Origin of the sequence: Flavobacterium gelatinilyticum (genome assembly GCF_027111295.1) — a bacterium.
In the GTDB taxonomy this organism is placed as follows: domain Bacteria; phylum Bacteroidota; class Bacteroidia; order Flavobacteriales; family Flavobacteriaceae; genus Flavobacterium; species Flavobacterium gelatinilyticum.
The window spans coordinates 578,825-593,028 of sequence record NZ_CP114287.1 but is presented as its reverse complement, the minus strand read 5'-3'; the positions used below and the strand labels follow the sequence as shown (position 1 = coordinate 593,028).

Sequence of the window (14,204 nt, the reverse complement as noted above, 5' to 3'; positions counted from 1 at the left end):
AAATAAAAAAAGAGGATGATAAATCATCCCCTGAAAATATTGTTACAGTGTAACGCAGGAAGCCTATTGCTGACAGGTTGCTCCTCAGCAGAGCCTGTTTCCCCTTCAACTCCCTAATACAAAGGAAATTATTTTTTGATGTAAATAAAAATAACTGAAGAAAAACTTTGATTACAACATAGAAGTCAGGTTTTTGTATAAAATTTAATAATGGATAGATAATGAGGGTGAACAATAACAATAAAAAGCACAAGGGTGGACGCACGCCCAAAAGCGACCCGAGCATCCACCGCCATGTATTTCGTCTGACAGATACGGAAAATGCCAAACTTTTATCACATTTTGAAACATCGGGAATTCCCAACAAAGCAAAATTTATCACCTCACTGCTGTTCAGCAGGGAGATGAAATCGATTAAAATTGACAAAGGAACGGTTGATTTTTATATGCGGTTGACTTCGTTTCATAGTCAGTTCCGCTCCGTAGGCGTGAATTATAACCAGATTGTAAAGCTATTGTACCGTCATTTTTCCGAGAAAAAGGCGGCGGCTTTTCTATATAAATTGGAAAAACAAACTGCTGAAATGGCGGCACTATGCCAAAAAATCATCCAGATAACTGAAGAATTTGACGCAAAATATCTGAAAAAACAGCCTTAGAAATGATAGCAAAAATCGGAAGGAGCGCAAATTTATACGGAGCTTTAGCCTACAACCAGCTCAAAGTTGAGAATGAAAAAGGGGAGATATTGTTTGGCAATAAGATAATTGAAACCGCTAGCGGTAATTATTCCGTTGCACAATTAGCCCAATCTTTTACTCCTTATCTCATTGCCAACCGCAATACAGAGAAACATACGTTGCATATCTCGCTTAATCCCGATCCGAAAGACAAAGTAAGTGACGACAGGTTCATGGAAATGGCAGATGCGTATATGCAGGAAATGGGTTACGGACTGCAGCCTTATGTTGTGTTCAAACATACTGATATTGACCGTAGCCATATCCATATTGTATCGGTGTGCGTTGATGAACAGGGTAAAAAGATTTCGGATAGTTATGAGAAAATGCGCTCTATGAACGTCTGCCGTGAACTTGAAAGGAAATATGGATTGATACCTGCAACAGATAAAGAGCATAAACAGATAGACAAGGTTTTCCGTCCTGTAGATTATAAGGCAGGTGATGTTAAAAGTCAGATAGCTTCCGTAGTTCGTCACCTGGCTAACTATTATCAATTCCAAACTTTAGGAGAATTTAATGCTTTGCTTTCTCTTTTTAATATTACCACCGAAAAAGTGCAGGGCGAGTTGAAAGGAAAAATGCAGCAGGGTTTGTTATATATACCTTTGGATGAAAAAGGCGAAAGAGCTGGACATCCTTTCAAGGCTTCTTTATTTGGAAAGAATGCCGGACTTCCGGCTCTGGAATTCCATTATGCAAAATGCAAAGAAAGTTTAAAAGACCATCTGGCAAAGCCGACCATTAAAGCTGCCGTTACCATTGCCGTGCAATCAACAAGTGACGAGGATGCTTTTAAAAAACAGTTACGGGAGCAAGGAATTAACGTGGTAGCACGGAGAAATGATACAGGACGTATTTACGGAATTACCTTTATAGACCATAATTCTAAAACAGTGTGGAACGGTTCAAGATTAGGAAAAGAGTTTTCTGCCAATACTTTTAATGATTATTGGAACAACAATATCGAACCTGAAATAAAAGGACCGGTTTTACTACAATCGAAAATATCGACATCAAATAATACAGATCTTCCTGCAAATGAACCTCATCATTTGTTCGACTTCCTTAATACTGCCGAAAAAGATGAAGAGAATTTGCTTGATGCATTTGGTGGCTTATTTCCAGAAGCTCAGGGAGAAGATTACCAGGAACAGGATTTTGCTAATAGATTGAAGAAAAAAAGAAACCGCAAAAGAGGACAGAAATAAGAATTCAGCCAAACACTGCCACACACCGCCTATGATTTCCACATTGAAATAGCCTAGCTGAACAGCCTTTAAATTCATGCCCTCACATTAAAAATTAAAATAATGCAGGGAGAAGATGATGTAAGAGGATTAGCCAAAATTATGGCTTTTATGCGGGCAGTAGGTATCTTATTGATACTGATGCACCTTTATTGGTTTTGCTACGGTTACTTTATAGATAGGGGCTGGACACTAGAGGTAATCAACAAAATATTAGACAATTTTCAGCGTACCGCGGGATTGTTCTCGCATACTCTTTATACCAAAGTATTTGCCTTGTTGTTATTAGCTTTAAGCTGCCTGGGTTCAAAAGGAGTTAAGAACCAGAAGATAACCTGGGCTAAAATTTATATTGCTTTGGCAATTGGGTTTATTCTGTTTTTTCTGAACACAGCTTTATTAAAGCTATCAATCAATACCGCTGCAATTTCTTATATCGTTACAACTGGTTTAGGATATATCGCTTTAATGGTTGCCGGAGTCTGGATGAGCCGACTGCTTCGTAACAATCTCATGGACGATGTTTTCAATAACGAGAACGAAAGTTTTATGCAGGAAACTACATTGATGGAAAATGAATATTCTGTCAATCTACCCACGAAGTTTTATTACAAAGGAAAATGGAACAATGGGTGGATTAACATAGTCAATCCTTTTCGAGCAACGATTGTCTTAGGTACTCCGGGCTCAGGAAAATCATACGCAATCGTAAACAATTATATTAAACAGCAGATTGAGAAAGGTTTCTCAATGTACATCTACGATTTCAAATTTGATGATCTTTCTACCATTGCATATAATCATTTATTAAAGCACAGCGATAAATACAAAGCACAACCAAAATTCTATGTCATCAACTTTGATGACCCCCGAAAGAGCCACCGTTGCAATCCTCTTAATCCCGATTTCATGACGGATATCTCGGATGCTTACGAAGCAGCATATACCATAATGCTAAACCTCAATCGTAGCTGGATACAGAAGCAGGGCGATTTTTTCGTCGAAAGCCCGATTATCCTTTTGGCTGCAATCATTTGGTACCTGAAAATTTATGACGACGGTAAGTATTGTACGTTCCCACACGCTATTGAACTCTTGAATAAAAAATATTCTGACGTATTCACGATTTTAACCTCATATCCCGACTTGGAAAACTATCTGTCGCCATTTATGGATGCCTGGCAGGGAGGCGCACAAGACCAATTACAGGGACAGATAGCCTCTGCAAAAATTCCTCTTTCAAGAATGATTTCGCCGCAACTCTACTGGGTTATGACAGGCGATGATTTTTCATTGGACATCAACAATCCCAAAGAACCTAAGATATTATGCGTAGGCAATAATCCAGACCGCCAAAATATCTATTCTGCTGCGCTGGGATTATACAATTCCCGTATCGTTAAGCTTATTAACAAAAAGGGTCAGTTGAAGAGTTCGGTTATTATAGACGAGTTGCCTACTATATACTTTAGGGGATTGGATAACCTTATTGCAACCGCTAGAAGTAATAAGGTGGCTGTTTGTTTGGGCTTTCAGGATTATTCGCAGCTGACAAGGGATTATGGCGACAAAGAGAGCAAGGTAATTCAGAACACCGTAGGTAATATTTTTAGCGGCCAAGTGGTCGGAGAAACTGCAAAAAGCCTGTCGGAAAGATTCGGGAAAGTATTGCAGAAAAGGCAGAGTATGAGCATCAACCGCAACGATACATCAACTTCAATATCAACTCAATTGGATAGTCTTATACCAGCTTCCAAAATATCCACACTGACACAAGGCTTTTTTGTTGGCTCTGTATCGGACAATTTTGAGGAACGTATTGAGCAGAAAATCTTCCATGCTGAGATTGTAGTGGATAATGAAAAGGTTGCTTGCGAAACTAAAGGGTATCAAAAAATACCGGAAATCTTATCTTTTATTGACGAAGATGGGAAAGACAATATGAAACAGTCAATAGAGGATAATTACAGACAGATAAAAAAGGATGTTGTACTGGTTATAGAAACCGAAATGGAACGTATAAAGAATGATCCCAATTTAAAGCATTTGATACAAAACGATAGCACTAAGAAGAGCGAGTAAATGAGATTCTAAGTTAAAGTTTTGACCATGGCCAAGCTTTTCTATAAATCTAAAATATAACAAACCCCTCTGGTAATTCAGAGGGTTTATTTATTTAATTATTCAATATTTGCAGCATTTTGCCAACCTCAATATCCATTCTCGAAAAAGCAAACCATTTTTTGCCCAGATCTTTGAGCGAGGCTCCGATGTGATAGAGTTCAGTATCGTCAATTATCAAAAAACGGTCGTGAGCATCAGAGAAAATTTCGATTTCAATCCTGGGATATTGGCTATTGTATCGCTGCACATCCAGCCGCAGCTGATTGCTGATATTTTTGGTATAAATAGTTGCGGTGACATCATCGCTGCGTTTACCCAGTAAAGTTAGTACTGTGTCATCGACATAATTATCAAGCAGGATAATAGAGTTTTTGGCAGTTCGGATAATATCGGAAACAAAGGCATAGGCATCAAAAACCTGCCCGTTATAGAAAATACCTTTTTCGCTATGAAGCTTATCGCTTTCTAAAGCCTTAAAAATTTCTTCAAATTTTTGGTCCGCTTCTAATTGTTTGAGTTCAATTTTATCCAATCGATGAAAAAGAGAGGCGTTGCTTATAAGGATTCTACGCATTTCTACAAAGGCTTCCATAATTTCTACACTGACCTTAACGGCAATGTGAGAACGGAGTATAGCAGATGCCATTGCAACACCCTGTTCCGTAAAGACATAAGGTAAATAGCGTCTTCCACCATAACTCAAGGTTGAGGTTCCAATCTGGAACCTCAAGATTTCAGCTTCCTCTTCGTTTAGTTGAAAGCAAAACGATGCAGGAAACCTTTCTATATTCCTTTTTACAGCTTTGTTTAGGTTCTTTGTTTCCACCTGATACAATGAAGCAAGGTTGCTATCCAGCATCACTTGCTTTCCATTTATGGAATAAATCAGATTTCTGATTTCCATAGTGCTAATGGTAGGTTTATTTTCCATTACTTGGGAAGCTTTTGTTTTTTGCAAATTTAAATATAGCTTCGGCATTATCATTCAGTACGATGTATGCATCGAATTTCTTTCCAGACCTGCTTTTCATTCCTTTGATCAGTGAAGTTGTACCCTTGCTGACAAGACTTTTAATATTGTCTATACTGATTTTCGCACCGCAGACATTGCGGAACTGCACCCAGCTACAAGTTTCATCAGGACACTTTACTATTTTGTCACGTATGATAAGCTGTTGGCTTTTACATTTGGGGCAGATGAGGTCTGGCAAGCAGCTTTTGGCAATAGGAGTCTGCAGCAATTCATTGACAATAGATGCAGCGTAATTTTCCATTTCCCTTTGAAATGTTCCGGCATCTGATTCGTTGTTTTCGATTTTTTCCAATGCAAGTTCCCATTGAGCAGTCATCGCCACATGTGCTATTTTTTTGTCTTTGACGAGTTCATATACCAATAATCCCTTTTCGGTTGGTACCAAAGATTTGTTTTCCCTATTTATGTAATTACGGGTAAACAATATTTCGATAATTGATGCCCTTGTAGCTGCAGTGCCGATACCTAAATTTTGCAAAACCTTTCGCTCACCTTGATTTTCGATATTATTTCCGGCACTTTCCATAGCTGACAAAAGGCCTGCTTCAGTGTAAAGCACAGGCGGTTTGGTTTTCTTTTCCAGAATAGAAGCTTCTTTTATTTTAAGTTCATCGTCCTTTTTCAGCTCAGGCAAATCCATTACATGTTCTCTATCATCATCGAGGAAACTGCCTTTAATGGAACGCCACCCGGATTCTATAATCTTACAGCCTTTTGATGTAAAATCATAATGCAGTACCTGTAAGTCGACATCAGTTATCTCTTTGATGCAGGGTTGTGAAACGGCTTCGAGTAATCGATATGCAATCATATTATAAACCGCATTTTCCTTTGGAGTCAGGGCAGATGGGATTTTATCAGTAGTTAATAATCCATGATGGTCAGTTACGCGCAAATCGTTGACGATATGTTTATTAAAACGGCGCCATTTAATTTGACATAAGTTTTGTTTAATATTTTCCCTCTTTTGTAAAGCTCTTACAAGGTTGGGAATCTCTGCCCACATATCTTCAGCAATGTGTTTGCTTGCGGTACGTGGGTATGTGATAAATTTCTGTTCGTAAAGACTCTGGGAAATGTTTAGAGTTTCTTCGGCAGAAAGGTTTAATTTTTTATTGGCCTCCTTTTGCAGACCGGTAAGGTCGAACAATAAAGGCGGTTGCTCTGTAACGCTTTTGGTCACTTGTGATGTAATTATTGCCGTTTGGCTTCGCGCAATGGCTTTTATCACATCACCGGCTAGTTTTTTGTCTTCCCATTTGTTTTTTGAGATACTTTTAAAATCTATCATTTCTTTGCTATGGGACAACTGTATCTGCCAGTAATTTTTTACTTTGAAACTCCTGTTTTCCAGATAGCGTTTGCATATTAAAGCCAACGTAGGTGTCTGCACTCTTCCGAGTGAATAAACCCCGTTGGCTGCTGCAATGGAGAGCGCTTGTGTAGCATTGATACCCACTAGCCAGTCGGCACGGCTCCTGGCTTGGGCTGCCTTATATAATCCGTCAAATTCTTTTCCGTCTTTGAGATTATCAAAGCCTTGTTTAATGGCTTTTTCGGTAAGGGAGCTTATCCAAAGACGTTCAAAGGGTTTGGTGCATTTCAGGTATTCGTAAATGTACCTGAAAATAAGCTCGCCCTCACGTCCCGCATCGGTAGCAACTATAATGCTATCGCTATTATTAAAGAGTTCTTCAATGATTTTCAGTTGTTTTACTGCACCTGTATCGGCAGAGTAGCCCTTATCTTTACTGACCTTTCGGACAGTCAACAAAAAAGGTTTTGGGACTATCGGAAGTGATCCTTTATCAAATCCCGTGATGCCATAATCTTCGGGCATTCCTAATCCTATGAGATGGCCTAACGCCCATGTAACAAAATAGCCGTTACCTTTCAGGTAGCCATCTTTTTTTTCGGTGGCTCTGATTATAACGGCTATTTCCCTTGCTACACTGGGCTTTTCTGTAATGATTGTTATCATATCTTATTACATTTTACGCCCTTTTGATTTAGAAGGTGCATCAGATTCTTCTTGTTTTTCCTGCTGTTTCTTGTTCTCAGGATTTGTCTGTCCTGATTTTAAAGGCTCCTGTATGTTCTTGGTAGCTTCATTAGTTTTGCCTTCGGAATTGACGGCGGTCTGTGTTTTATGCGCTTCAGAAGGTTTTATCTGTTCTTTGATTTTATCTGGATTTTGAAATGAAAAATCTGTTTTATTGGTTTCCTCGTTGTAAGTAATATATCCATTGTATTCTTTCCCTTTTTTATCCACTAAGCCGCTGATATAAACAGTCTGGCCATCTTTGAGCTTTTGATATTGCTCATTATCGAGTTCTTTATCCCTAAAGTTTTTTGGTGCTCCCTGAGTTTGGTTCTGCTGATTGCTTTGTGTCTGTTTATTTGAATCATTTCGGTCAAAGAGAAATTCAACAAAACGTTTATCGGCATTGAATTGCACAGATGCATCAAAGGCAGTTCCTTTCTTGGAAACCATACCTTCCAATGGAAGTGGTTTCCCTTCAAATAAAGTTTGTTTTTGCTCTTCACTCAACTTAACTCCTTTAATTTCATCGGGAATTTTAATGAAATCCGCGCGCAAAGCCACGACTTCATTAGTTAGTCTGTCTATACTGATAATGGAGGGCATGATTTCATTGTTTTTTGGATTGGTTAGATTCACTACACGTCCCATATTGCCTGTTTGCAGTAGATTGTCTTTATCTTCCTTGCTGAATTCGTGACCGAAAAAAGGATAATTCAGATTAGGTTCTTTTCGGATGCCATGAATGGCCAATACGACCTGTCCTTCGTCGTTTTGTTTAAGCGATAAACGGGCATCCATTCTGGTGACGGCAGTACCAAGGTTAAGACTTACCGGTACAAGCTCATTTGTTTTGTATCCTTTTAGCAGGGGATCAAGCAGACTCATTTTTTCAAGTTTTTCTTTGCTTAAACCTAAATGGTTTAATGTTTCCCAATCGATCTGTTCCGGTTTGTATTTGTATTCACTTGTTTCCGGATTTGTCTGTGCTGTTTCCATATTAATTTCATTTTTTTGTTTATAATCTTTTACTTCGTGCTGTTTCATTAATTGCTCACCTTCAGGTGTAGGATGATCTACATGTTTCTGCATCTCTTTTGAAGTATCAACAGCCAGCAGAGCAGGGATTTTGAAGAAAGAAAAATTAGTTGGGTTCTTCAGTTGGCTGAAAAAATTAGAAAAGAAATTAGAAAACACATCCCCGTGCTTGTCTACCCGCATAAATTGATTCTGATTTTTGTGGGTCGGGTCAACAGTTTCCAGATTACCATTTTGGTCAATGCCTTTTACCGCCATGATTTTCTTTTTCTCTTTATCGAATACCAGCAGTATATCTGATAACTCTTCAGGAGTATTTAGTGTATCTTTAATTTGTTCGCTCATGATCTTTAATTTTAAATTCAATTGCGAAATTAAAAGGTGAAAAGTAGCTCACTAAAAGCTGGAATCTATTGGCCCTATTTTTCACTCCTTGGCGTATGTTTTTGGCATTCGGACATTGATACTTTCTCTGATGAACTGGTGTACATCCGATAGTTTATAATATATTTTTCCGCTGATTGTATAATAGGGCAGCTTACCGATTGATCGGTAACGCTGTAGTGATCTCCCGCTTATTTTAAGCATCTGCAATATATCTTGATTATCCAATAGCTCTTCACCGTCAACACTTCCGCGTTTTTTTTCAAGTTCACTGATATGCGCGCTCAAAAGATCGAAACGTTCTATGATTCGTTCCATCCAGGAAATGAATTCCATTCTGTCTATATTCATGGCTGTGTGTTTTACATTACTGATGCAAAATTGCTAATGGCAAAAGTTTTTCATTGCCAATATCAGCCAATGTAAAATGCTGTTTTATGAAAATTTTAACGGAATAAAAATTACGATGAGTTGCTGATTTACTGGGGTACTTGAGCATATAGAAGTAATTGTATGCTAGTAGTTATTTAATGCCAATTGCATCTCATTGGCAAGAAAATTACAAGTTTTAAAAAAAAATTAGACCTCTTTTTCCATGTGCTGTTTAAGCGATAATTTCAGCTGATCCAGAAAAATACTTTTGCTGTCAGCCCTGTCTTTCATTCTATGAAAGGCATGATGAACATCGCCGAGCTGGATCCTGAAAAGCAGCTGGAAAACCATGCTGATTTTACGAATGCCGGCTTTTCCATGAGAAATACTGCCTGATGCGTGAAGTGCGTAAATTAATTCGATCAGAGCATTCTTTGAATCTGTCCAGAAAAAGTCTCTGTTTGCTGTATTTCCGTCTGAAAAAATGGCGGTCTGCTGGGTGTCAGGTTCAATTTTAGAAACGAGGTAACTATTGAGCATTTCGTTAGCAATTATGCGGGCTACCTTATAATCATAATAGGTGGAAAATTGAGTGTCAATTTCAAAAACAAAACTATTAACTCCCTCATGAAGATCTATTTTTCCCCGACAAAAAAAATGGTGGTCCCATTCGGTTCTTCCCGTGCGGTAGTAGCGATAAAAATCAGTGTTATAAAAGTGCTCTTTATATTCCTGCTTAAGGAGATTGAGCTCATTGGAAAAATATTTATGATGCATTTTTCCCGTTACAACCGGGCAGGCCGCCTCAATTCGGAAAACTTTATTATAGAAAATCAATTTTCCCAGTATCTGGGGTTTGATACTTTTGAAAAAATTAATCTCTTCATTTTCATCGGAGAATCCTTTTTCTAAAACATTTTTTTTAACCGTACTAAGCAAGTTTCGAAGCACGGTAGTCATGTGGTAGGATTTTTCAATTATATGTTCAGGGTCTAAGCTGAATTCCTGTTCTGCTTTTCGAATAACCTGAAGTGCGTTCTCACATGTCGATCTTATCATGGCAACAGAATTTAGATGTATTTGAACAAGTAAAAGCATGGGCATTGCTGCCCAGATACATTATGACGTTACTTTTCGTTGAAAATTAAAATGTATTATATCAGCGCGCAGTATTGGTTTCATTCTGCAGTGTCTGCATTAATTCCATAGCGTAGTTATCCCTGGCCTGTACATAAGCCACTTTCGGTATTACAGAAGCGCCAAGTTTTTTCTTCTCAAAACTTGCAGATATGCCGAAATCAATTCGTCCAATTTCAAGCTCTCGTGCTCTTTTGATTGTTTGGTACAAAAGCTGTCTGTACAAGTTGAAGCCGTCGCCCGCAATGTAGTCCATGCCTATAAGTTCAGGTACATATACATTTCCTGAATTTTTATAGCAGAACATTATCCCAACGAAATTCTTTTCAGGGGCATCTTTGAAGGTAAGAATTATAAACTCCCAGTTTGGACAGCTGTTCATATTTTCAAATACTTCACTTTTGTATGTAAAGGTATTTATAGCAAGGTTGCGTTCCTTTACGTTGCAGTATAGCTGGTACGCCCTATTTAGTTCTTCTTTGTTGAGGCAATCTTTTATTTCAACAGCATAGAATTTTTCGTAAGGCAGTATTTCCCGATTGAAATGCTGGCGTGAACGCGTAGAAAGCAGGGAACCATAATTCTCAACTGCCGGGAAGTTTTTATTTTCAATAACACATGATTCTGGCATATCGATTCTAAAATACCCTTGATTTCTTATCATTTCATCCCAGCGGAATCCGGTTTCAAAATCACGCAGAACGAGCATGTCGGCATCCAGCAAATTGTATGATTCCTCAAGCTTATTTAATAGCATTCTCATTGAATGCTCTGCCAGAGGATGATCCTTGTCGATATAGCAATGCAGTCCTTCAGTAAATAATGAGCCGGTACTTAATACTTTGGAAGTCATATGCATGGGGTCTGTTTTTCTAATTTCTTCAATGTGCCTTGATACAGATTCTGTAGCCAGCATATCATCTTTCCAGAACCCCAATGTACAGTAGGTCATTAAAACCACTTGCATGTTCTGGTCACGGATAATATAATAGAAAAAATCCCATTTATTGCCAGGATCCTGAGCGTTTGCGAAAGTCTGCTCGAGATACTGCATTCCTTCCCAATCCAAAATATTATGAGCACCCAGATATTTGTTCCATTCATGCTTGTCTATGTTCGCTATTGTTGCTGTCTCTTCAATCTGCAGCAGTTGAGTTTGCTGTTTTACAGCAGGAAGCTTAGTTTTTATATCAATTCTAAAAGCCTGTCGTATTTTCTGGTCACTGCTTCCTGTTTCTTCTACAGCTTTATGAAAGTGGTGATCCATTGCACGGGCAAGATCTGTAATATCTTCAATTTTATTATGCGCCGATATCGTGATACGGATTCCGGTATTTTTTATAGGTACTGCCGGATAAATGCCAAGGTTGAGATAAAACCCATCTGAGAAAAGGCGCTTTGTAAAATTATAAGCAGTAGCTGGGGTGCCCATTCCAAGAAAGAAAACTGGAGAATCATTTTCAGAGACTAGGGGCAGATTGCTGTTTGAAAGGAGCTTGCTGAAATGGGCTGTTTTTTTTGCAAGTGCAGCTTGGCGCTCATAGATTTCCGCAGAGAGATGTATTTCGCAGGATGCGATGGCAGCGGCAACTGATGCAGGTTCAAGCTGAGCTGAGAAGGTAAGAGGACCGCCAAAAGTTTTAATCTTTTCGCGTAATTTACGATCGGTGCAGAAAAATGTTGCGCCGCTGGCACCAAAAGTTTTGCTCAGCGTGCTGACAACCACAATATTTTCTTCTAACGTTCCAATACTGTCAAAGATAAAACCTGTTCCATTTTTTCCTTTCCAGCTCATTCCATGGACATCATCAAAATAGAGGTGGAGCTGCGGATACTTTCTGGCAAGGTTCAACAGCTCTTGTACCGGCGCATAATCCCCGTACATTGAATAAACACCATCCGCCATGTACCATATTTTCCCCGATTTCCCCTGCATCATTCGAATTTTGTCCTCCAGCATTTCGAGATTATTATGGCGTATCATCTCCACTGGTATTCCCCTTAGCTTAAGAATCTGACAAGCATTCTGCACACTCCAATGAGCCTGATGATCAATAATAACGGCATCTTCATCTCTTATCAGGGTTGGGATGATTGCCATATGTCCAAGGGTACTGTTCTTAGTTATGATTGGCTTTATACTGTACATCTGCTCAATCTTGCTTTCCAGTTCCGCATATAAGGGATGGGAAAGATAAGTTTTAGAAAGCGGGAACTGCGTTCCATAATTAGTAATGGCGCTTATTGCTGCCTCTTTTAGCCTTTTGTCCTGTTCGAGTCCAAGATATCCTGTAGTTCCGAAATGGAGCATTTCGTTTCCGTTAATTTTTATGCTTCGCCCATTGAGATATTCACCTTCAGCGTAAAGGTGTAATATGCCTTTTTCTTTTGCATTTGAAAAAACGGTATCGACTGTATCAATAAAATTGTTGTGTTTTATTTTTGCCATTTTTTATAAGGTTTTTTAAGTTTTAGAATTATTATTTTTAAATATCTGGAAAACAGACATCTAAAATTCCTTATAAAATTTGAAAGTATTTTTATTGACAGATATTTTACTCCCAATTTGGCAAGGGTAATTCCCGATTTAACAACAAATTAGTGTGTTTTGCAAGAAATAATCCACAATTGACAATTATAATGTTTCTTAATCTTTATATTTTTGTTAAATTATAACCCTTTATTTAAAAACTGATAGGACATGATTGCGGCACATGAATCTTATGAGAATCGAAATGCGAGGTTTTGGATTGAAAAGGGAATTCTTTTTTTCGAATACAAGCCCAATACTGCAATTGATTTAGAAGTGGCTATGCGTGTTGTAGCTGACAGGATTGCATTTCAAAATGAGAGACAATTACCAGTATTTTGTGATACCAGAGGCATAGCCTCGATTGACAAAGCAGCTAGAGACTATCTGGCTAAATCCGGATCTCTGCTTGCAAAAGCAGTCGCATTGATTGGCAGTGAAAACGTTTCAATGACGATGAGCACTTTTTATCTGGAAATCAGCAAGCCATCTGTGCCTACAAGAATTTTTACTATTGAGCAGGAGGCACTGGATTATCTTAAAGGCTTTCTTTAGAAAATGATCTAACTGGGCAGACATATATAAATAAAATCACGACCGATGAAGAGACCCCACAATCGCAAGCGGCTACTATCAATGCACAAGATGTTATTTGAGATAGCACGGGGCAACTTCAATGGTCATATTCCCCTTAGTACTTATGATGATGAAATTGAAACTCTGGTGGTTCTGGTAAATATGGTCGCCGAAGAACTTAAAGAGTCTGCATTTCATTCCGGTTTTGTGAATCCCTACATTACCCACAGGATGGTAACTCCTGCTACTTTTATTTTAGATGAAGACCACTCCATAAAAAATGTAAATCAGGGCGCCTTGGAAATTTTGGGTTATAATGCAGCAGAAATGCTTAGACGCCCGATACAGGATTTCTTAATCGATGACTTCAGCAGTATGTCTGACATTGAGAGAAAAGAATTGGAAGAAATGCTTTTATCAGGCGAGATCATTACACTGAATTTCATAACATTCAAAAAGCTGATTGTAACCGCCGAGTGTTCGGTATCGAGATTATCGGACGGTAAGTTTACCGTTCTTAGTTTTGTGGCCCCCTTTCTCCAGCTTAATGAAACTGCTTCGGAATCATTTGAAATTAATTTAAGCAGGCATTCTAATTTCAAACAAACTGACGCGAGACTTATACAGCGGGTTTATGATTATGTACTGGCGAATTTGACTGAGCCATTACCCTCCGTTAAGGAACTGGCAAGACAGTTTGGTACAAATGATTTTAAACTCAAAGACGGATTCAGGCATTTTTTTCATACAAGTGTATACAAGTTTTATACAGAGCAGCGCCTAAAAAGGGCTTACCTTATGATAGAGCAGACCGATATTCCGCTGAAGAATATTTCCTTTATGAATGGTTTTAACAGCTACCCTAATTTTTCTAAATCATTCAAGAAGCAGTTTGGATTTTCTCCTAAAGAACTCGGCAGAGGTAAAGCCGGTGGTTTTTTGCCATTGGATCACTTTAATCCTTCATAATTAATTTTTG

General features: G+C 38.4%; 11 protein-coding genes. 5 read left to right on the top strand and 6 right to left on the bottom strand.

The annotated features are described in order from the left end of the window. The first annotated feature begins 221 nt into the window (after positions 1 to 221). From mobA to mobC, 3 genes are all read left to right on the top strand, one after another. Positions 222 to 659, top strand: a complete 438-nt coding sequence (gene mobA / locus OZP11_RS02520) for a conjugal transfer protein MobA (RefSeq protein ID WP_281233671.1) — start codon at positions 222 to 224, stop codon at positions 657 to 659. Positions 660 to 661: 2 nt separating this feature from the next. Beyond that, entirely contained in the window at positions 662 to 1,951 is a 1,290-nt protein-coding gene (gene mobB / locus OZP11_RS02515) for a conjugal transfer protein MobB (RefSeq protein ID WP_281233670.1), read from the top strand. A gap of 102 nt (positions 1,952 to 2,053) precedes the next feature. Further along, a complete protein-coding gene (mobC, locus tag OZP11_RS02510; protein WP_281233669.1) occupies positions 2,054 to 4,072 on the top strand; it encodes a conjugal transfer protein MobC in 2,019 nt (672 codons plus the stop codon). A gap of 94 nt (positions 4,073 to 4,166) precedes the next feature. On the opposite strand, the gene OZP11_RS02505 is transcribed toward mobC, so the two are convergent. From OZP11_RS02505 to OZP11_RS02480, 6 genes are all read right to left on the bottom strand, one after another. Further along, a complete protein-coding gene (locus tag OZP11_RS02505; RefSeq protein WP_281233668.1) occupies positions 4,167 to 5,045 on the bottom strand; it encodes an ORF6N domain-containing protein in 879 nt (292 codons plus the stop codon). Beyond that, on the bottom strand, positions 5,035 to 7,128 hold the full coding sequence (locus OZP11_RS02500; protein WP_281233667.1) for a type IA DNA topoisomerase: 2,094 nt from the start codon (positions 7,126 to 7,128) through the stop codon (positions 5,035 to 5,037). The genes OZP11_RS02505 and OZP11_RS02500 overlap by 11 nt, the downstream gene beginning before the upstream one ends. A gap of 6 nt (positions 7,129 to 7,134) precedes the next feature. Beyond that, positions 7,135 to 8,571: a DUF3945 domain-containing protein gene (locus tag OZP11_RS02495; protein WP_281233666.1), complete on the bottom strand. Its 1,437-nt coding sequence runs from the start codon at positions 8,569 to 8,571 to the stop codon at positions 7,135 to 7,137. Positions 8,572 to 8,652: 81 nt separating this feature from the next. Beyond that, positions 8,653 to 8,961, bottom strand: coding sequence for a helix-turn-helix domain-containing protein (locus OZP11_RS02490; RefSeq protein ID WP_281233665.1), 309 nt, complete (start codon positions 8,959 to 8,961; stop codon positions 8,653 to 8,655). Positions 8,962 to 9,189: 228 nt separating this feature from the next. Further along, positions 9,190 to 10,041 (bottom strand): RteC domain-containing protein, encoded by an 852-nt coding sequence (locus tag OZP11_RS02485; protein ID WP_281233664.1) that lies wholly within the window; start codon positions 10,039 to 10,041, stop codon positions 9,190 to 9,192. A 100-nt stretch (positions 10,042 to 10,141) separates the two neighbouring features. After that, complete coding sequence (locus tag OZP11_RS02480) at positions 10,142 to 12,568, bottom strand: bifunctional aminotransferase class I/II-fold pyridoxal phosphate-dependent enzyme/GNAT family N-acetyltransferase (protein ID WP_281233663.1); 2,427 nt, start codon at positions 12,566 to 12,568, stop codon at positions 10,142 to 10,144. Positions 12,569 to 12,820: 252 nt separating this feature from the next. Between OZP11_RS02480 and OZP11_RS02475 the strand changes: the two genes are divergently transcribed. After that, a complete protein-coding gene (locus tag OZP11_RS02475) occupies positions 12,821 to 13,204 on the top strand; it encodes a DUF7793 family protein (protein WP_281233662.1) in 384 nt (127 codons plus the stop codon). Positions 13,205 to 13,294: 90 nt separating this feature from the next. Then, on the top strand, positions 13,295 to 14,194 hold the full coding sequence (locus tag OZP11_RS02470) for a helix-turn-helix domain-containing protein (protein WP_281233661.1): 900 nt from the start codon (positions 13,295 to 13,297) through the stop codon (positions 14,192 to 14,194). Positions 14,195 to 14,204: the final 10 nt, after the last annotated feature.